The sequence below is a fragment of the Psychrobacter sp. ANT_H3 genome (genome assembly GCF_027919975.1).
GTDB lineage: Bacteria > Pseudomonadota > Gammaproteobacteria > Pseudomonadales > Moraxellaceae > Psychrobacter > Psychrobacter maritimus.
Genome location: NZ_JAQISM010000024.1, coordinates 44,531 through 65,245, shown reverse-complemented (window position 1 = coordinate 65,245; position 20,715 = coordinate 44,531). Strand labels below are relative to the sequence as shown.

Here is a 20,715-nt window from a genome sequence, read left to right as displayed (position 1 = left end):
ACTATCCATTACTAAATGATAGGTTATTTCAAATTATCATTGTCGTTGCCAGTAGGGAAACCATTATTGTTGATATTACTGTCATCGGTTTCGATGTGGTTGATATCAACCGGTTCAGAACCCAAATCGCTTCTTGAATCTAAGTCATTACTTGTGCCTAAGTTGCTAGGCGTACCAGTATTTGAGCTTAAGTTATTTGGCGTACTGGTGACAGCAGGCGTCGTAGATACGGTTGATGCAGGGGTCGTGTTGCTCGCTGCATTTGGCGTATTCTCACGAACTGACGCGGCAAACTTATCTTGAGTTGACGAGTTCGGTGTCAAAGCAGATTTCGCTTTTGCTTCATCACGCTCTCTATCCATTTTATCCTGCATCTTGCGTAAGAAGCGAGCTGCTGCTTCTTGACCGCCAAGACCAAACGATAGAGCAAACGCTACCGCAACTGCACCTAAGGTTAGACCAAATGCGAGGTTAACAATAGAGTCAGCAATACCCATCGCTTTTAGACCCATGGCCAATACTAAGCCCATGATTAATACACGTACGATGTTTGCTAAGAACTGTGAACCTTGCTCAGAGCGCTCAACGACACCAGCGATGATGTTGGCAAGCCAAAAGCCAATAAACAGAATGACCGCGCCGAGGATGATGTTGGCACCAAACGCGATAAACATGGTGATGATGGCTGAGATAGGCTCAAAACCTAGTAAATCAGCGGCAGCGATAGCAGCAAACAACATCGCAAAGAAGATAATCGCATAACCCACTAGGTCAGAGATTTTCTTATCGCCCATCGTCTGCTCTAAACCAACTTTCGCAGGCAACTGATTAATTTGAGTGTTTTCAAGTAGACCTTTGATGATGTTGGCAACCATACGTACGACATAGAAGGTGACGATTAAAATCGCCGCTGCCATAAAGATATTCGGCAATGCTTCCATGATTTTATTAAGCATATTGGTCGCAGGGCGAGCAATCACATCGATTTTTAAGGCATTTAAAGCCGCAATAATCGTTGGAATGATAACCACTAAAAATGCTAATGAACCTGCGATATTAGGCAAGCTGTTTTGTTCGCTTAATCCTGCTTTGGTTGCGAGCTTCTGTACATCAAAAGTAGAAACTAAGTTGGTCACAATGCCGCGTACGACTTTGGCGATGATATAACCCACCACAAAGACCACACCAGCGATAAGGATATTAGGAATAAAGCTGAATATTTTATCAACCATATTAGTCAATGGTGCAAATAAACCATCAAGCTCTAACTGACCAAGTACCATGGTCAATACAATCAACAGGATAAACCAGTAAACCATATCAGCAATGGTGCTGCTCATTGGCTTTACGCCAGCCTTGGCACTTAAACGCTCATCCATCGAGGTTTTTGCTAACGCTGCGTTAATTGCTGTACGAGCAACGGTGGCAATAACCCAACCAACCACACCAACGGCAACCGCCGCAATGATATTCGGTATAAAGGTCAAGACTTGGTTGACCATATTAGCAAATGGGGTTGAGATAGAATTCAGATTTAATTGACTTAACGCGCCAGCGATGGCGATGATGAAAATAAACCAGAAAACGATTTTGGAGATAATACCCTCTAAATCGTAGCTTTTACCCGTAGAAGAATTCATACGCTGGTTGAGATTTATCTTCGATAATACACCGCGTACAAGAGCGGCGATACCCAGTGCCACAAGCCAGCCAATGATAAAAATTAGAATAGCGCCGATGATGGAGCCAATAGGGCCACCCAGATAACCGTTGAACGATGTATACATTGGATTCATCCTGTCCTCCTTGAATGTTCATGTATCAGCCGACAAATAATCCACGCTATTAAATAGAAACAGGATTATTTGCAGGAAACACATACCTAATTATTAGTATTTTTGATTTAAATTATTTAAAAAGCGTTTCTAAACAGAGAACAATCAACACTTTATGTCAATTGTTAACAAAAACTACGTTCTGTTACTTCATACCTTAACTAATTTAGCTTAGCTGATGTAATGAAGGATTTAAAGACAGAAAGCTTAACTGCTTACTATAGTTGTGTGATAAGTTGTTATTTTTGCGGCAAATATTAACATAGACTGTACATTTGACCGATAATTTCACGGGAATCATAGCTCCTAAAACTAAGATTTGTTATGATAGAAGAATGTGACATCTCGCCACTATCCTTATAATCTGAGAGTATTCTATGAAAAAAATTACTACCTTAAGCATTAGCGCCCTTGCTAGTGCGATGTTATTAATCACCGGCTGTAACGCCAGCAATGGTAATCAAGAAACCGCCAGCAAAAGCGTTTCAGTAACTGAAAAAAGCCCAGCCAATGAAAAAGTGGGTTACAGTTTGGGTTATATGATGGCAGAAGGTAATAAAGAAGCGGTCGGCGATCTTAATCTTGATACTTTTGAAAAAGGCTTCCGTGACGGCTATGAAGGCAAAGAGTCAGCATTGACGCAAGAGCAAATGCAAGAAGTATTGATGACCTATCAAAAAGAACAAGAAGAGAAGTTTGTGAAAGATATGGAAACTAAAGCTGGCGAAAATAAAACCAAAGGTGCGGCATTCTTAGCAGAGAACGGCAAGAAAGCTGGCGTGAAAACCACCGCTTCTGGCTTACAATATAAAGTATTGACCGCTGGTACTGGCAAATCACCAAAAGCAACCGACGTGGTTGAAGTCAACTACGAAGGTAAATTGATCGATGGTACGGTATTTGACAGCTCTTATGAGCGCGGTGAGCCAATCGAATTCCCACTAAACCAAGTCATCGCTGGTTGGACGGAAGGTTTACAGTTGATGAAAGAGGGCGGTAAATACGAGTTCTATATCCCATCTGACATCGCTTATGGCGAAGCGGGTAACGCCGGTATCGAGCCAAACAGCACGCTTATCTTTACCGTTGAGCTATTAAAAGTAAAATAAGGCGTTATTAGACTTTTAACTGTTTTAACCCAAAGTGGTTATAAAAAAATGGTTATAAGAAAGCGCTTATAAAAAATAAAAAGCCCTCATACATTATGAGGGCTTTTTCGTGTGCGGCAGTTAAAGGTTAATTATCAATTGATTAATGAATGAAGGGCTAACTAACCAATTAACTCGCGGCTTATAGAGTTTTTTAAATTACAAAGTCTTTTGGAACACTTTAGAGTTACGACCGTTATTATATTTCTCACGGCGGGCTTCAGGCAATGCGCTTGCTTCAACTTCCGCAAAGCCTTGCTCGACAAACCAATGGGCGGTACGAGTGGTCAGCACAAATAACTTGTGCAGACCATGGCTGCGTGCTTGTTGCTCCAAAAATGCCAGCAAGTCAGCACCGCGGCTGCCACTACGGTATTCAGGATGTACCGCCACACAAGCGACTTCTGCTGAATCTGCATCCAACGGATAAAGTGCCGCACAGCCTAAAATCATGCCGTCACGTTCAATGACACTATAGTTATCAATCTCTTGTTCTAAGCGCTCGCGTGAGCGGCTGACCAAGATACCTTGTTCTTCTAGCGGTGATAATAGCTCAATCAGTCCGACCACATCGTCAATATTGGCACGGCGAATCTCTTCATACGGGTCATGGCTAATCAAGGTGCCAGAACCATCACGGGTAAATAGCTCTTCGAGGAGCGCGCCATTTTTGGCATAAGAGATAATATGGGTGCGATGAACCCCTTGGCGGCACGCATTACTGGCGCAGCTTAAGAAGTAATTAATCTCACAGTTTAAATCGCGGTCACGTAAGAAGCGGTCGACTTCATTTGGAATCATCTCACGTAGTAAGCGATTATCATGATTGATACCGGCTTCTTCGCCTAAGAATATCAGCTTATCGGCACCAAGCGCCACAGCGGCACTAAGGGCAACGTCTTCAGCCAATAAGTTAAAGACTTCACCAGTCGCTGAATAACCCATAGAGCCTAAAATTACGATATGGTCATGCAAAAGGTTGTTTTTAATGGCTTCAACATCGATTGATCGCACTTCACCGGTCATCTGATAATCAACGCCATCACGTATACCATAAGGACGGGCGGTGACAAAATTACCCGAAACCGCGTCGATACGCGAGCCATACATGGGTGAGTTTGCCAAACCCATCGATAGTTGGGCTTCGATCTGCAAACGAATCGCGCCAACGGCTTGTAAAATAGACGGCATGGCGACGCGCGGGGTCACGCGGATATCTTGATGCAATGGCGAGGCAATGTCTGCGTCTTTGAGGTTTTTTTCGATTTGCGGTCGCGCCCCGTGTACCAATACCAGCTTGATGCCCAAGCTGTGCAATAAAGCAAAGTCATGAATCAAGGTACTGAAATTGGGATGATTGACCGCCTCGCCGCCAAACATAATCACGAAAGTCTTACCGCGATGGGTATTAATGTAAGGGGCAGAGTTACGGAACCAGTGTACGTATTCAGGGTTAATCTGTGGCATGGCGCTAGTAGTCATAATGGGAGCAATAATCGTTAGAATAAGAAAAGGAGCGTGACAGCAAAAGCCTGTCGCTAATGAATTACCATAGCAAAAAACGCCGTTATGAGCTATCTTTTATTTCAGTCGCGTTAAGAAGTCTTGGTAGTAAATAGATGATATACACAACCTCAACACGGGATTAGTGTACCGCCAAACGCTTTTTGTTATGCTAAGCGCTATTGCTTTAGTCATAGCTTACACAGATAATTGATAAAAATAACCATCGCTAAAAATAGTCATGGTAAAAAGTTAACATTCATCACGATGACGATATATGATGATGGCTAAGCTAAAAAATTAAGCAATAAAATAGTAGTGTGTGCAATCAGATGGTTGCTTAGCAGTATTATTTTATTGACGTGTTTTATTTACGTGTTGTATTGACGCGTTTTATAACTATATGGTTTTATCTACACATTGTTGTATTAGCGGATTTTTATTACAAGATTGTTTTATCGATACATTAACTAGGGATAATGAATGTCATGAAGAAAAGTAACCATTTTGCAAACCCGTTCAGTGCGTGGAGCGGACACCGCTTATTTCATGTTGTCGCCGGTACGCTCGTTGGGGTGATGGCAGTGACGCAGGCATCAGCGATGTTGCCAACGCCAGAACAAGCCGTTGATAATTCAGTGGCAATGCAAGCAAATGCCAACCAAGGCAGTAGCTCAAACGCGCAAGCGGTTAATAGCAAAATTACTGCGTCACTCATTAGTGTCGATACCAATGGTCAGGAACTGCTCGTACCAGTCAATGCCAATACGCGCTTGCAGTCAGGTAACGTCTTAGAGTATCAAGGCTACTTTACCAATACCAATGCCGATCGCGTCCGTAAAATGACGGTTACCATGAGTATTCCTGAGCAAGTAGAATTGCTACGTGCCGTATCTCCTGATTTCCCATATGGCAGTGCCGATGGCAGTAATTTTGCTCGTATGCCGTTACGTGGCAAGGTTGATAATCAATTGCAAGAAATCCCATTAAAATTCTATAAAGCGGTACGTTGGGACTTAGAAGGCGTTGGTCTTAATGACACCGTCGTGGTTAAATATCGTGCGCGTGTTAAATAAACTCCTTTTTTAGTATTTATTTAATACTTGCTGCATTAAAAAAGCACCACAGTGAATACTGCGGTGCTTTTTTATTGTCATTTTTTTGAGCTTCGGCAGTACTGTAGCCTTTAAGTTGTTTTGATCATATTTGCCGTTCATTTATCAATTAAGAAGCTGCTAAAGCGTTGCATATTTACTCTGCGATTTGTCTTTCAGTGCTTTGTCTTTAATAAGTTGTTGAATGGCAGCAATTTGCGGGGTGGTGGCTTGCGCACCAGCTGTCATCAAAGTGCTGCGCTGGCTGGTATCGATTGAGCTAATATGAGCAACATTTGGCGTGATGATAATATCAGCGCGATCACGCTCACGGCGCATCGATGTAGTACGACTGCTACTTGCTTGACTGGAATCAGTGCCAGTTGCGGCGGCATTTGCGATAACGCTGCTCTCAAGAAAGCCCCAAAAACTGGTTAATGAGTTGATGGTCGGTTTTTTATTGCTGGCGGAACTATTAACATTAGCAGCCGTGACATCAACGGCGATGATAATATCGGCACCCAAGTCACGCGCGGTATCAACCGGTACTAAGCTGACCACGCCGCCATCGATATATTTTTTACCGACTTGTTCAGGAATGCGCGGCGCAATAAAAATATTAGGCACACTACAGGATGCTTGTACCGCAAGTCCGGCATTGCCACTGCTAAAAACTGCCTTTTTTAGCGTGTGTTTTTCGGCAGCAACCGCGGCAAAGCTGATAGGAAAGTCCTCTATAGCGCGTCCGCTTACTTTTGCATTGATAAAGTTTTTAAGCTTAATACCTTCGATAAAGCCTTGGTTGGATAAAGTGAAATCTGTCAATTCACTATCAGAAGTATTTAACGCTAAGCGCTCAAGCTGCTTGGCATTATAACCACTGGCATATAAGCTGCCAACCAAGCTACCGACACTGGTACCGACCACTAGCGTCGGTGTGATACCATTTTCTTCTAACGCTTTAATCACGCCGATATGGGCAAAGCCTTTGGCACCGCCGCCGCCTAAGACTAGGGCGACTTTTGGTTGATTGTTTATAGGCGTGACTGTCTCACTAGCTGGCGTCAGGCTCTGACAAGCACTCATAGACAATCCCAATATGCCAAGCATACTGAATCGCAGTAATCGTGATAAATGACGATATGGGTAATAGTTAGCAGATAAAAACATAAAAAACCTTAGCAAAAATCGTCATAGAGGAATAAATGGTTATACGATAAGCCATTCATCAATAGCTTACTCAGAAATCAGCTAGACGCCGTATCGCTAAATAGCTTAGCATAAGCAAGTAGCTTGTCAGTTATAATCATAATGACTGAGTGTTTTATAGCAGGTTGCTGATTATAGCTTTTATAAGACGGCTCAGACTTTAAAAAATAGACGTTAAAAAGTACAGTTGATTAAATAATATTTACCTTAACATCGTTAGGATTATTGATGCCCATATCGGTTAAACACGCGACAGTGAATCCATCAGACCACATGAGGTCTGATATGCCCGTTTCGGCGCTTGATATGCCGGTGACGGCGCTGGCGGGTGTGGGACCAAAAGTGGCCGAGCAATTGGCCCAATTAGGCATTGAGCGCATTTTTGATTTGTTGCTGCATCTGCCGCGTGATTATGAAGATCGTAGCCGACTGGTATCGATAGCCGATGTGGCACATGGGCAAGCTGCCTTGATTACAGGGCGAGTGGTGCATGTTGATACCAAGCGTAGTGGCATGACGGTGGTGGTCGATGATGAGACTGGCACCATATCGCTGCGTTTTTTTAAGGTATATCAAGGTCTTGCGCAAACGATGAGTCTTGGCACACAGCTGCAATTATTTGGTGAAGTAAAGGTGAGTCGTTACGGTAAGCAGATACATCATCCTGAGTATCAGATTATTAGTAGCAATGAAGCCGTCGTTAATACAGGCTTACAGCCGATTTATCCTAGCGTGAAAGGCTTACATCAAAATAAGCTGCGCACGCTAATTAAGCTTGCGCTGCAAACGGTTCGTACTCAAGGTTTACCGATGACTTTGTTTACGCCAGCTGACTTTGCCGTGGTCGCTGATTTACCGTTAGTACCTTTTGAGCCTGCTAAATTAGCAATTGCGGAACATGATTTTCCAGACGATATATTTTCAACCCTCGCGCGTAGTGTGCCTGACAATTCTATTAACAATAGTGTAAATAGAGCTGCGTCCTCTATTTATGGCGTAAATAATGACTCTAATACAGCCACTGCTAATGATATTGCTAATAATAACGTCTATAACTTAACCATATTTGAAGCCTTAGTATTGCTGCATACGCCGCCGACTTATACCGATGCAGGGCGACAATATCAGCTGCTGACGCAATTAAGTGCCCGTACCCATGCGGCTTGTCAGCGTTTAATCATTGAAGAACTGACCGCGCATCAACTTAGCCTATTGTATCGCCGTCAGCAATTACATCAGTATAAAGCGCCTAAATGTACTATGAATAGCCCACTTACGGATAAGCTATTTGCGGCGCTGCCGTTTGACTTAACCGGTGCGCAGCAACGAGTCATGAAAGATATCACGGCTGATATGGCGACCTCTATTCCGATGCTAAGACTGGTACAAGGCGATGTGGGGGCTGGTAAAACCTTGGTTGCGGCAGGAGCGGCGGGTTATGCATTGGATAGTGGCTGGCAGGTGGCGGTCATGGCACCAACAGAAATCTTAGCAGAACAGCATTTGGTGAATTTTAAAAACTGGTTTGAGCCGTTAGGGGTCGGCGTTGGCTGGCTCGCTGGTAAACAAACGGCAAAGCAGCGCCGCGAAGCCTTAGCGGCAGTGGCGGAAAATACGGTACAAGTGGTCGTTGGCACCCATGCACTATTTCAAGAGCAGGTACAGTTTGCTAAATTGGGCTTGGTTATTATTGATGAGCAGCACCGCTTTGGTGTTGAGCAGCGTATGGCCTTGACCAATAAAGGCGTAGCCAATAGCACGCCGCATCAGCTAATTATGACGGCAACACCGATTCCGCGTACGCTCGCGATGAGCGTTTACGGCGATATGGATACCTCCATCATCGATGAGTTGCCACCGGGGCGTACGCCAATTACCACGGTGACGATTGACCGTAACCGCCGCGATGAAGTCATTGAGCGTATTGCGGTCAATTGTGAAGCAGGCAGGCAGGCGTATTGGGTCTGCTCATTGGTAGAAGAATCCAGTGTGCTCGATGCGCAGGCGGCAGAAGCGACTTATGAAGACTTAAATGAGCGCTTGGATATTCGCATTGGCTTGGTACATGGCAAAATGAAGTCCGCTGACAAACAAGCCATCATGCAAGAATTCAAGACTGGTAATCTTGATTTACTGATTGCCACTACTGTTATCGAAGTGGGTGTTGATGTACCTAATGCGTCGTTAATGGTCATCGAAAATGCCGAACGGCTAGGGTTATCGCAATTACATCAATTACGTGGGCGCGTTGGTCGTGGTTCGACCAAAAGCTTCTGCGTACTATTATACCAAAAGCCGTTATCAGAGACGGGCACGGAGCGCTTAAACGTGCTGCGCGAAAGTACCGACGGTTTTGTTATTGCGCAAAAAGACTTAGAGCTACGCGGCCCTGGTGAGCTGTTAGGCAAACGCCAAACCGGTAACGTCGGTTATTATCTGGCCGATCTTATCCGTGATGAGCAATTATTTGCTATTGCGCAGCGCTTAGCAAAACATCTTATTTCTGACCCAACACGTAAAGCGGATGTTAGCCAACTTATCCACCGCTGGATGCCAGAGGCCAGTCGCTATACCAATGCTTAATACTGATTGACGCAAGAAGTCTTCTATTACTGATTGACATAAGAAAAGCCATTATTCTTCTAGGAATAATGGCTTTTCTTTGCGGTTTTTATAAGTAGTCTTTTGAAAAAAACCAATGCTGTGTTTAATTTTTGTCAACCAATATTGACTTGGTTGTTCTGGAATCATCCTTGATATGACAATTAGAGTGTGGCAGTTTACGGCAGTGGATTGCCAAAGCGTCTTCCATGCGTTTACTAGAATGTGGCGATTTTTATCACGATAAGTCTTTAAAATTCGCGCATTTCTAGTTGTTTTACCGATTCTAACAGGACGTTAGAATGAGAGTGTGACGGCTGAATACTGCCAACATTATCTAATCTGTTTAGTGATTGCTGTGCCATTCATGCTTCTAATTCACGGCCTGAATTTATTAACAAGGATGTTTCATGAAAAAGATGTTAACCCTCGCTTGCGCCATTGCAACGCCATTATTATTTAGCCAATCTGCTGTTGCTGAGTTTGATTACTTTAAAACCGATGGTAGCTTCAAACGCTTTTCTGTCTCTGCTGGCTGGTTACATGCCTCTCCGCAAGGCAAAGCCAAGCCAACCCCTTAGAAAATACCACTGCCATCAAAGACGGCACAGTTGCTAATAATGGCAGCGTAAAGGTCGAAACGGTCAGAGAGGTTTTGATTAAAGACCAAGATCGTTTTGGATTTATAGATGGCACATTAAAGGGTTTAGGTGCTGAGACGGATTTATCCAAAGTTCCTGTATTAGGCGACGTCTCTGGTACGACCAAAATTAACGGCTTAGAAAGCTGGACCAGTGCTGGTACAGGGCTTGAGTCCGATGACGTCGATACGTTTGGCTTGTTGTTTAATTATTATCTGAATGATCATTGGTCAGTTGAGGTCAAAGCTGGCATACCGCCCAAAGTCGATATCTTAGGTCAAGGGCAGGTATATGCACCATTAAAGGGTACGGTCAGTCCGGACGGTATCGCAGGCACCCTATTAGGTGATTTTGAAATTTCAAAGGATATACCGATTACTGATTTAGAGCAAGGTAATGGTGTGGCTTCTAGTGCTCGTGCATGGCTACCGGCCGCAGGGGTGCAATATCAGTTCGGCAAATCTGGGGTCAATAAATTTCGCCCTTATGTCGGTGCTGGGGTTATGTATGCCTATTTTGATGACATTGAGCTAAATGATGGTATTCGTAAAGATTTAGAAAGGGCTGGACACCAAATTCAAAATATTAAAGATGGCAAAGCGGGCGCTGCACTCGAAAATGTGAAATCCAGTCAAGGGATGAGCGTGGATGTTGAGGCTGACAGTGCTTTTGCGCCTATCGTTACGCTTGGTGCTACCTATGACTTTAATGACAAATGGTTTGGGGTAGGCTCTGTGTCCTATGCAAAGCTGGACAGTGATACGACGATTACAGTCAAAAACGATAAGAATGAAGAGTTGATTCGAGCAAAGTCTAACCTCGATATTGACCCTTATATTACCTTCCTTGGTGTTGGCTATCGTTTCTAATAAACACTTTATAAAAAATTCAGGACTTAATAAACATAGCGCATATTCTTATTCTTAGGGGTGTGCGTTGTGTTTCTTTGGTTATAAGTTATAAAGAGTATCTCTATCTATTCAATTTCATGGACGCGTATTTCTGCTGGTTTATTGCTTTTCTCATGGTTACATTGAGATTTTTTACATTAGCCTATTCTTAGTAGACGCTAAACTTACGAACCTAAGACACTATATATAAAAATAAGATGATGACTTGATATATGCTATCCTCAATAAATTTACAGACTAATGTAATCATAAATAGTGCTGCGCGGGTTAAAGGTTGACTGTGAGCATGGGTAGAGTATTTATAAGCTGCTCTTTTTTTAAGCTTAAAACGCATAACCCTATTGTTTATTGTATGGCTTTATTAGGCGGCTTTGATTGACGCTAGTCTGTTTTTTTTCCTATTATGTTTCTAACATTATATTTCTTATACCATTTCTAATTGCCTGTATTGACAGAGAGTTATCATGAGCGATGTTGAAGACCACAAGCTGCCAGTTGAATCTGAGCTACCACCTTACCGCCAAGCGGATGGACGAGCGCCTAAACCAAGGTCGAAATTTCCCTTATGGTTGTTGCCGGTATTGGCTATCGTGCTTGTAATCGGGGTATTGGTCGGCAAGTACTGGGGCGGTGATAAAGCGGTGAGCAATGAGTCGCCAGCTGCTAACAGTGTGCAAAACGCTAGCGCAAACCCAGACGATGCCAGCAGCGCGCAAGCGGTGTTATCGGTCGAAACAGTATCGCCAAGCCAAGACAGTATTGGTAACACGCTCAGTGCTGATGGCACCATCAACGCTAAAGATGTCGCTAATGTCAGTGCCAAAGTAAACGGCGTTGCTATCGAGCGTATATTGGTCGAGGAGGGCGATCGCGTCAAAGCAGGGCAAGTACTGGCGATATTTGATACCGATGCCATGGAGCAGCAAGTCTTGCAAGCTGAGGCCGATGTTGCCGAAGCAGAAGCAACGCTTGCCAATGCGACTGCCGATGCCGCTCGTGTCTTGCCGCTGATTGAGATTGATGCCATCAGTAGACAAGAAGCGGATCGCTATCGCACCTCTAAACTGCAAGCACAGGCGGCATTACAAGCCTCTAAAGCGCGCCTAAGTACCCAGCGTTTAAGTGTCAATAATGCCAATGTGGTTGCACCGGTCAACGGTGTCATCAGTGAAAAAATGGCTGAGGTCGGTATGGTCGCTGGTGGCGAGCCATTATTTACCATTATTAAAGGCGGTGTTTTGGAATGGCGCGCGGATATCGATCCTAAGCTTCTCGGCGAAGTCAATGTCGGCACGCCTGTGCGCGTCAGCTTACCGGGTGGCGATTCTGTTATGGGGCAAGTCAGCCGCATTGCACCAACTGCTGATGATAACCGCCAAATCACCATCTATGCCAGTCTTGCTGCTAACTCAAAAGTACGCGCTGGCATGTATCAAACAGGCGAGTTTTTATTGGGTAGCACCAGCGCCCAAACCGTGCCTAATAGCGCCATTGTTAGTAATGATGGTTATGATTATGTGATGCTAGTGACTAATGTTAATAGTCAAAACGGTCAAAACATTGGCCGTATCAAACAACAACGCGTGACCTTAGGTGAGCGCTTTGGTGATAGTGTGGCGCTGACAGAGCCATTACCTGCAGAAAGCCGACTGGTAAAGCAAGGCGGTAGCTTCTTAAACGATGGCGACTTGGTGCGAGTTGTTGATGGTTTAAATACAGCCAATGATAAATCGGGTAGCCAAGCTGGTAAAACGGCAACCGCCGCAAGCACTGGCACAGCCACGCAGGCGCGCTCATGAGTTTAAATGTCTCCGCTTACTCGATTAGAAATCCCTTAGTTGCCATTTTGCTATTTGTGCTGCTGACCTTGGGCGGCATCTACGGCTTTATGCAAATGAAGGTGCAGCAGTTTCCTGACATTGACCTGCCAGCGGTGGTGGTCACGGTCACTTTACCGGGTGCTGCGCCATCACAGCTCGAAAACGATATTGCAAAAAAGGTGGAAAATAAGCTCACCAGTATTGAGGGTGTCAAACATATTCGCACCACCCTGCAGACGGGCGTAGCGACTATCGCCACCGAGTTTGTCTTAGAAAAAGACATTCAAGAAGCGGTCGACGATGTGCGCTCGGCAGTCGGTGAGGTACGTGGCGATTTACCAGCCGCTGCCAATGATCCTATTATTACCAAGGTTTCAACGTCAGGTTTCCCCGTCGTTACCTACTCTGTTGCCTCTGAAAATATGAATGTGGAGGATTTATCTTGGTTCGTCGATGACACCATCACCAAGCGTCTCTCTGATATACCGGGTGTCAGTACCGTCAGCCGTATCGGCGGTTTGCAGCGTGAGATTACGGTTGCCGCTGACCCTATTACTCTAAGTGGTCTTAAGCTTTCTATCACTCAGTTATCCAATCAAATCACCGGTATTCAGCAAGACAGCTCAGGCGGTGAAGCAGAAGTAGGCAAAACCACCCAGACCATTCGTGTGCTTGGGGCGGTTGAGCGCGCCAGTGATTTAAACAATTTACAAGTTGCTGTGCCGACAGGTGGTACGCAAGCGCTCGGACGTATGGCGCAAATCACCGATGGCGCCGCTGACCCAAGCTCGATTGCCAAGCTAGATGGCGAAACCGTGGTGGCATTTAATATCACCCGTTCACGCGGTGCCAGTGAGGTTGAGGTCATGGAGCTGGTTGATGCTGAGCTTGCCAAGCTGTCAGCCGATATCGGCAATATCGATATTGAAAAAGTCTACGATAGAGCCACGCCAATTGCCGAGGATTATCAAGCGTCTTTACGTATGTTGATAGAAGGCGGTTTGCTTGCCGTAGTCGTGGTATTCTTATTTTTACGCAATATCCGCGCGACCTTTGTAGCGGCGGTAGCGTTGCCACTGTCAGTCATTCCTACTTTTTTAGGTATGTACTTATTTGGCTTTAGCCTTAATATTATCTCATTACTGGCACTATCACTGGTCATCGGCGTACTGGTCGATGATGCGATTGTAGAAGTTGAAAATATCATTCGCCATTTGCGTATGGGCAAAACCCCTTATGAAGCCGCGATGGAAGCGGCTGACGAGATTGGCTTGGCAGTCGTCGCGACCACCTTTACTCTAATTGCGGTGTTTTTACCGACGGCATTTATGGGTGGTATTGTCGGGCAGTTTTTCCGGCAATTTGGTTGGACAGCGGCCTTATCCATATTTGCATCGTTAATGGTCGCGCGCCTAATCACCCCGATGATGGCCGCTTATATATTGCGCCCAGAAAAAAAGCATGTCGAAAAACAAAGTGCGCTGATGGATTGGTATTTAAAAGTGGTCTCATGGACGCTGCATCATCGCTGGATTACGATGGGGGCGACGTTAATATTATTTGTGGCGTCGTTGGCTTTGGTGAAATTACTACCAACGTCCTTTATCCCTGATAATGATATTGACCAGACGCGGGTCGAGATTGAGCTGACCCCTGATGTGGCGCTCGAAGATACCGAGCGTGTTGCGGCGATGGCCAGTGAACGTATACTGGCGATGCCTGAAGTGACCAATATTTTTACCTCAGTAGGAGAAGCGCAAGCAGCAATGGAAGCCAGCTCAGGCGGCAAAGCTGAAAATATCGCAGGCTTGGATATTGTGCTTGCTCCAAGAGCAGGGCGCGGCTCTAAGCAAGAGATTGAGCGTCAAATAAGCAGCATGTTGGCAGAAGTGCCGGGCGCGCGCTTTTCCGTTGGTTTATCAAGTGGCGGTGAAACTGGTTATAATTTTTCTTTAACCAGTACCGATCCGCGCCTACTTGAGCAAACTGCGCAGCAAATGATGGCAGAGATTCGGGCGTTACCAAGTGCTGGTGCTGTCACCAGTGATCGCAGTCTGCCGCGCCAAGAGCTGACAGTGACACCAAACAGACTGGCGATGGCTGATAAAGGCGTGACCACGCAAGATATTGCTACGACTTTACGGGTGGCGACCGTGGGCGATTATGAACAGCGTTTATCTAAGCTCAATCTCGATACGCGGCAGATACCGATAGTGGTACGTTTGCCAGATATCGCCAAGCAAAATGTCAGTCAATTAGAAGGTCTATATGTGCCGAGTGCCTTACCTGCCGGACAAGGCGTACGAGTGGGTGAAGTGGCGTCGCTAGATTTTGGTACTGGACCTGCGCAAATCAGCCGCCTCGATCGTGAGCGGGCGATTAGTATCACCGTCCAGCCTGCCAATGGCGAGCTTGGTGACTTGGTGCAAGCGGTTAAAAGCATACCCAGTATGCAACAGATGCCAGCCTCTATTACCATTATTGACCAAGGGCAAGCCGAAAACATGGCTGAGCTATTTAGCGGTTTTGTGATTGCGATGTCGGTCGGTGTGGTCTGTATTTTAGGCGTGCTTATTTTATTATTTGGTCGTATCTTGCAGCCCTTTACCATTTTGATGGCGTTACCGTTATCTATCGGTGGCGCTTTTGTCGGCTTGGTGATTACCAATAGCAGTCTGTCGATGCCATCGATGATTGGTTTTATTATGCTGATGGGTATCGCCACCAAAAACTCTATCTTATTGGTCGACTATGCCCTGATTGCACAGCGCCGAGGTTTGGCGCGTTTTGATGCCATTATTGATTCTTGTCGTAAGCGTGCGCGCCCAATTATTATGACCACCATTGCGATGGGCGCTGGCATGCTGCCTTTAGTATTTGGTTGGGGCGATGCCGATCCCACCTTCCGTCGTCCGATGGCTGCTGCGGTATTAGGCGGATTGGTGACCTCAACCTTATTAAGCCTCGTGGTTATCCCCGTGGTTTATACCCTGATGGATGATTTATCTGGATGGTTTGGCAAATGGTTGATACCGCATGGTAAAGATAAAGAAAGCACAGTTATCGAAAAGTAGTCAGTGCTGGTAAAGCTGCTAGGTCAATCACATAGGAAGTGGTTGATCTAGTGGGTTTAGTAGCGAATCAGCTGTTTGCTATTGGTAGAGTTGACGTATTTTTAATAAACCATTCAAATTTAAATGGTCTATTAATGGCATTAAAGGTAAAAGTATCTGGTTCCATTTGGTTATCTTAAAATTGGGTATCTTCAAATAAGACTAGCGTTCAAAATCCTCCAAGTCATTAATCGCTAAGATAGTTTTCTTGCTACACTCTCCTAAATTCCTGTTACCTACCAATATTTCAGACAGTGAATAGACCTCATGAAAAATATTGAGCCAATAAACCATTTATTTATCAGGACCTATGACAGCCAGCTTGAAGGTCATACTCATGATTACCATCAAATTCTTATACCATTGATGGGTAACATTAGAATGGTTATTAGCACTCAGACCATGAATGTTGCTTATGGAGAAGCATTGGTTATCAAAAAAGGTGTTCACCATCAATTTCAGGCAAGAGAAGACTTTCGTTTTTTAGTAATAAATATAGAGGATATTGACTTTTTAGGGTTGACACTAAATGAAGCACATTTTTCAATGGACGAAAGGACCTTGTTATATATCTCTTTCGTTGAAAAACAATTGACCTCTGCTTACAACCAACAGTTAGAAAGGATGATGTTTGAGTTATTAAAAGCGCTTCTTGGAAATATGCAGATGAGTAAACGACTGGATACTCGCTTGACTGCAGTTGTTCACACTATAAAGAATGATATCGCCACCAACTATACGACAAAGTCACTTGCTGAGATTGCCTGTCTGAGTGAAAGTCAGTTTAAGGTGTTATTCAAAGAGCATCTTGGCTGTACGCCCAACGCCTATATTACCAACCTTCGCATGAAGTCTGCTCTTGGTCTCATTCTAAATACTGATACACCTATTGCGATTGTGGCTGAGAAGTGCGGTTACGATAGTGTTTCTGCCTTTATACGTCGTTTTTCTAGCGTCTATCATCAGACGCCATACAGGCTGCGTTGTAACAACCAGAATTTGAAGCACACAAGAATAAGCTAATTAGCACATATTTCAATCTATTCCCACAAACCCTGCAGCATCAATTTTATTATCATAGCGGCATCATTCGAATGCACGCTAGGTAAAGAGATGAAATTGAATTTTCACAATCAATCAAAGCAGGATATTGTAAATTTTGCTGCACCTATAGGATTTTTGGCAATATGGAGTGGTGGTGCCATCTTTGCAAAGGTTGGTTTGCAATATACCGACTCTTGGAGTTTTTTATTCTTAAGATCAGCAATCGCTTTATCACTGCTACTAGCCGTCTATCTAAAATCTGCCCATAAAAAAATAACTATCACTGAGCTTAAGAAAGACCAGCTCAAAGGCATTATATTTTCAGGTCTATTGCTACAAGTATTCTATTTAACGTTTTATTTTTCAGCTATTAACACAGGACTATCCCTTGGCATCATTATACTGGTGCTTGGTATACAGCCAATTATAACGTCGCTACTAAGTGCAAATACGGTTAGCGTTAAAAACTTAATACTACTAGCGATTTGTTTTTCAGGCTTGGTTTTATCAACATTGGGCTATCATAGCGTTGATAAGATAAATGCTTTAGGTATGATGCTTTCCGTACTGGCATTACTATCCATCACGTTTGGTACTATTGCTCAAGCTAAGGTTAAAACGCCGCCTATTTTAACCTTATTGATTCAGACTATATTCTCGTTTTTGATATTCTCCGCTGTGATTGTTTATCAAGGATTATCCTTTGAGGTCAATGCTTACTCTTTACTATCATTGGTATGGATGGGCGCAGTGGTTTCCGTAGGAGCCTATTTATTATTGATGCTTATGCTCAAATATAGCGCCGCAGATAAAGTAAGCACCTTATTCTTCTTGTTGCCTTTATTAACGATGATATTAGAGAGTCTGGTTTTTGATAGCACTTTGAGCGCATTAACTATTTTTGGTGCTATTTTGGTCTGCGTAAGCTTGTTCATTTATCAAACTCAAAAATCTTCTTAAGATAGCAAATGCTTGTGGAGTAGGTCAGTATCGGATTTTAAATTAAACATAACTGAATTTATCCTCAGAAATATCATTTTATCTAAACAATGAAATACACTGTCGCTATGTCAATAGATCAGTGCATTGACATATAGTCAGTTCAATATAAAAAAGGCACGTTAAAGATAGCCTGCTGCTGGGATAAATTTTTCTTGCTTGCTGTGCGCTTCGCACTTTTCGATGCTTCGCAAAATTTATCCCAACAGCCCTGTATTCTTTTTAAGTTGAGTCGACTATATGTATGAGCGTACAGCTAAGTATTTATAATTCATGAATATAAAGCGTTTTACAGGCTTTATATCCCATCAAGCAATCCTTCAAAACCCCCACTTTCCAATCCTTTTCTCCTAACCTAATCTTACTAACATGAATTTTACTCATCTTTAATTTAAATAGTATCATTTTTATTCATGATTTGGTTCGGGTATGATTCATCTCATACACAAATTCGGTTTTATCTCGACAATGAGAATAGATTAGGGTAGCGGATTATCATGAGTACAGAATTCACCTGTTCAATTAAGCGCATTCGTTTTGATGAAAACTATCATCCTGCCGACAGCACGCGTCTGACGACTAACTTTGCAAATTTGGCGCGCGGTGAGCATCGCCAAGAGAATTTACGCAAAACATTAACCATGATTAACAATCGTTTTAACACCTTGGCGCATTGGGATAACCCGACCGCAGACCGTTATTCTGTTGAGGTTGATATCATTTCTGTCGATATGGATGTCGCAGGTAATGGTGATGCATTTCCTGTCATCGAAACGCTAAAAACAACGATTATTGACCATAAAGACAACAGCCGTATTGACGGGATGATTGGCAACAGTTTCTCCTCTTACGTGCGCGATTATGACTTTAGTGTCGTCCTGCCAGAGCATTTCGATAAACATCCTGCATCGCAACCGCCAGAAGATTTTGGCGATTTACATGGCAAATTATTTCAATACTTATTGAATTCAGAGGCTTACCAAGCCAACTTTACTAAAAAACCGGTCATTTGCCTCAGTGTGTCTACTAGTAAGGCCTATCAGCGTACGACCAATCAGCATCCGGTATTAGGGGTTGAGTACAAACAAGATGGCTGCTCTTTGAACAAGGGGTCATTGACTGATGAGTACTTTTCCAAAATGGGCTTAACCGTGCGCTACTTTATGCCTGCAGGTAGTGTGGCGCCTTTAGCGTTTTATTTTGCCGGTGACTTGCTGACGGATTACAGCGATTTTGAGCTGATTAGTGCGATCAGTACTATGGAGACTTTCCAGAAAATCTATCGACCTGAAATTTACAATGCCAACTCGAGCGCAGGTCAAGTCTATCAGCCGAGTTTAAACTACCAAGATTATTCACTGACGCAAATTGTCTATGACCGCGCAGAACGCAGCCAAATGGCGGTGACACAAGGTAAGTTCACAGAAGCGCAATTTATCAAGCCCTACCAAGACATTCTTGAGGAATGGGCAGCAAGTTATGATGTTGCAAGCGAGACTGTTCAAAGAGAAGTAGGTCAAAAAGAAACGGCTAAAAAACAGGCAGCCTAAGCAATCTAACTCTAGCCAAAATATAAAATACGAATGAATAAGAAGATGAATCCCATGACAATATTATTACCGACACAAAAATTATTACCAACATCAACTGCGGGCAGCTTACCAAAACCTTCTTGGCTTGCCGAACCTGAAAAAATCTGGTCGCCTTGGGCATTAGAAGGGGAACAACTGATTGAAGCCAAACAAGATGCGCTACGTTTAACATTGCAAGAGCAGCGACATGCAGGGATTGATATTGTCAGTGATGGCGAGCAGACGCGTCAGCATTTTGTCACCACCTTTATTGAACATCTTGATGGCGTCGATTTTGAGAATCGTAAAACCGTTAAAATTCGTAATCGTTATGAGGCCAGTGTGCCGTCTGTCGTTGGCGCAGTAAGCCGTCAAAAGCCTGTATTTGTTGAAGATGCGAAGTTTTTACGTCAGCAAACCGATCAGCCGATCAAATGGGCGCTGCCCGGTCCGATGACCATGATTGATACCTTATATGATGGTCATTATAAAAGCCGTGAAAAATTGGCGTGGGAATTTGCTAAAATCCTCAATCAAGAAGCGCGAGAATTAGAAGCGGCGGGTGTAGATATTATCCAGTTCGACGAGCCTGCGTTTAACGTGTTCTTCGACGACGTCAACGACTGGGGTATTGCTACTTTAGAGCGTGCGATTGAAGGGCTGAAATGTGAGACGGCAGTGCATATTTGCTACGGCTACGGCATCAAAGCCAATACCGATTGGAAAAAGACACTGGGTTCAGAGTGGCGTCAATATGAGCAAGCCTTTCCTAAGTTGCAGCAGTCGAATATCGATATTGTCTCGTTAGAGTGTCAAAACTCACATGTACCGATGGATTTGATAGAACTCATTCGCGGTAAAAAAGTGATGATTGGTGCCATTGACGTTGCAAACAATACCATTGAAACTCCTGAAGAGGTTGCGGATACACTACGCAAAGCCCTGCAATTTGTTGATGCGGACAAGCTCTATCCTTCGACCAACTGCGGCATGGCACCTTTATCGCGCCAAGTGGCACGAGGAAAATTGAACGCGTTAAGCACAGGCGCGGCAATCGTGCGTCAAGAGCTGAGCGCTTAGCTACTGGCTAGCACTTATCAATAGCTGGGATAGGTCTAATCAAGTTTGTTTATTCGGTTTGATTGAAATACTGTGATTAGGCCATCAAGTAGTATTAATGCCATTTAGAGATAAGTCATAGTCAAATTTAGGAGTTCAGCAATGAG

Annotated in this window: 12 protein-coding genes and 1 pseudogene; 10 read left to right on the top strand and 3 right to left on the bottom strand. The window is 43.9% G+C overall.

Annotated elements, in window-relative coordinates; genetic code table 11:
* Window positions 1-23: 23 nt before the first annotated feature.
* The gene (locus PG901_RS11430) at window positions 24-1,796 is read right to left on the bottom strand and encodes a mechanosensitive ion channel (protein ID WP_271134470.1); all 1,773 of its coding nucleotides are present in this window, start codon (window positions 1,794-1,796) and stop codon (window positions 24-26) included.
* 416 nt (window positions 1,797-2,212) lie between these two features.
* Here PG901_RS11430 and PG901_RS11425 point away from each other — a divergent pair, with 416 nt between their 5' ends.
* The gene (locus PG901_RS11425) at window positions 2,213-2,944 is read left to right on the top strand and encodes an FKBP-type peptidyl-prolyl cis-trans isomerase (protein WP_201563943.1); all 732 of its coding nucleotides are present in this window, start codon (window positions 2,213-2,215) and stop codon (window positions 2,942-2,944) included.
* Between the two features lie 198 nt (window positions 2,945-3,142).
* Here the strand turns inward: PG901_RS11425 and argA are convergent, their stop codons facing one another.
* Entirely contained in the window at window positions 3,143-4,465 is a 1,323-nt protein-coding gene (gene argA / locus PG901_RS11420; protein WP_201563945.1) for an amino-acid N-acetyltransferase, read from the bottom strand.
* Between the two features lie 509 nt (window positions 4,466-4,974).
* Between argA and PG901_RS11415 the strand changes: the two genes are divergently transcribed.
* Window positions 4,975-5,562, top strand: coding sequence for a hypothetical protein (locus PG901_RS11415; protein WP_201629409.1), 588 nt, complete (start codon window positions 4,975-4,977; stop codon window positions 5,560-5,562).
* A gap of 159 nt (window positions 5,563-5,721) precedes the next feature.
* Here the strand turns inward: PG901_RS11415 and PG901_RS11410 are convergent, their stop codons facing one another.
* Complete coding sequence (locus PG901_RS11410) at window positions 5,722-6,750, bottom strand: patatin-like phospholipase family protein (RefSeq protein ID WP_271134469.1); 1,029 nt, start codon at window positions 6,748-6,750, stop codon at window positions 5,722-5,724.
* A gap of 267 nt (window positions 6,751-7,017) precedes the next feature.
* Here PG901_RS11410 and recG point away from each other — a divergent pair, with 267 nt between their 5' ends.
* The 8 genes and pseudogenes from recG to PG901_RS11370 all read left to right on the top strand — a co-directional run bounded on the left by recG (window position 7,018) and on the right by PG901_RS11370 (window position 20,569).
* A complete protein-coding gene (gene recG / locus PG901_RS11405) occupies window positions 7,018-9,372 on the top strand; it encodes an ATP-dependent DNA helicase RecG (protein ID WP_271134468.1) in 2,355 nt (784 codons plus the stop codon).
* Window positions 9,373-9,800: 428 nt separating this feature from the next.
* Window positions 9,801-10,900, top strand: a pseudogene (locus tag PG901_RS11400) (OmpW/AlkL family protein).
* Between the two features lie 506 nt (window positions 10,901-11,406).
* Window positions 11,407-12,741 (top strand): efflux RND transporter periplasmic adaptor subunit, encoded by a 1,335-nt coding sequence (locus PG901_RS11395; protein WP_271134467.1) that lies wholly within the window; start codon window positions 11,407-11,409, stop codon window positions 12,739-12,741.
* Window positions 12,738-15,836, top strand: coding sequence for an efflux RND transporter permease subunit (locus PG901_RS11390; protein WP_271134466.1), 3,099 nt, complete (start codon window positions 12,738-12,740; stop codon window positions 15,834-15,836). Before PG901_RS11395 ends, PG901_RS11390 begins: the two co-directional genes overlap by 4 nt.
* A gap of 306 nt (window positions 15,837-16,142) precedes the next feature.
* Window positions 16,143-16,898: a helix-turn-helix transcriptional regulator gene (locus tag PG901_RS11385; protein ID WP_271134465.1), complete on the top strand. Its 756-nt coding sequence runs from the start codon at window positions 16,143-16,145 to the stop codon at window positions 16,896-16,898.
* A gap of 90 nt (window positions 16,899-16,988) precedes the next feature.
* Entirely contained in the window at window positions 16,989-17,879 is an 891-nt protein-coding gene (locus PG901_RS11380) for a DMT family transporter (protein WP_271134464.1), read from the top strand.
* A gap of 536 nt (window positions 17,880-18,415) precedes the next feature.
* Window positions 18,416-19,468, top strand: coding sequence for a DUF1852 domain-containing protein (locus PG901_RS11375; RefSeq protein WP_271134463.1), 1,053 nt, complete (start codon window positions 18,416-18,418; stop codon window positions 19,466-19,468).
* Between the two features lie 54 nt (window positions 19,469-19,522).
* Window positions 19,523-20,569, top strand: coding sequence for a methionine synthase (locus tag PG901_RS11370; protein WP_271134462.1), 1,047 nt, complete (start codon window positions 19,523-19,525; stop codon window positions 20,567-20,569).
* The last annotated feature ends 146 nt before the right edge of the window (window positions 20,570-20,715 follow it).

What these genes read in the sequence shown, in the direction of transcription:
- PG901_RS11410 (WP_271134469.1), bottom strand. Translation starts at nt 6,750, where the DNA reads ATGTTTTTATCTGCTAACTATTACCCATATCGTCATTTATCACGATTA.
- recG (WP_271134468.1), top strand. Translation starts at nt 7,018, where the DNA reads ATGCCCATATCGGTTAAACACGCGACAGTGAATCCATCAGACCACATG.
- PG901_RS11425 (WP_201563943.1), top strand. Translation starts at nt 2,213, where the DNA reads ATGAAAAAAATTACTACCTTAAGCATTAGCGCCCTTGCTAGTGCGATG.
- argA (WP_201563945.1), bottom strand. Translation starts at nt 4,465, where the DNA reads ATGACTACTAGCGCCATGCCACAGATTAACCCTGAATACGTACACTGG.
- PG901_RS11385 (WP_271134465.1), top strand. Translation starts at nt 16,143, where the DNA reads ATGAAAAATATTGAGCCAATAAACCATTTATTTATCAGGACCTATGAC.
- PG901_RS11430 (WP_271134470.1), bottom strand. Translation starts at nt 1,796, where the DNA reads ATGAATCCAATGTATACATCGTTCAACGGTTATCTGGGTGGCCCTATT.
- PG901_RS11375 (WP_271134463.1), top strand. Translation starts at nt 18,416, where the DNA reads ATGAGTACAGAATTCACCTGTTCAATTAAGCGCATTCGTTTTGATGAA.
- PG901_RS11390 (WP_271134466.1), top strand. Translation starts at nt 12,738, where the DNA reads ATGAGTTTAAATGTCTCCGCTTACTCGATTAGAAATCCCTTAGTTGCC.
- PG901_RS11370 (WP_271134462.1), top strand. Translation starts at nt 19,523, where the DNA reads ATGACAATATTATTACCGACACAAAAATTATTACCAACATCAACTGCG.
- PG901_RS11395 (WP_271134467.1), top strand. Translation starts at nt 11,407, where the DNA reads ATGAGCGATGTTGAAGACCACAAGCTGCCAGTTGAATCTGAGCTACCA.
- PG901_RS11415 (WP_201629409.1), top strand. Translation starts at nt 4,975, where the DNA reads ATGAAGAAAAGTAACCATTTTGCAAACCCGTTCAGTGCGTGGAGCGGA.
- PG901_RS11380 (WP_271134464.1), top strand. Translation starts at nt 16,989, where the DNA reads ATGAAATTGAATTTTCACAATCAATCAAAGCAGGATATTGTAAATTTT.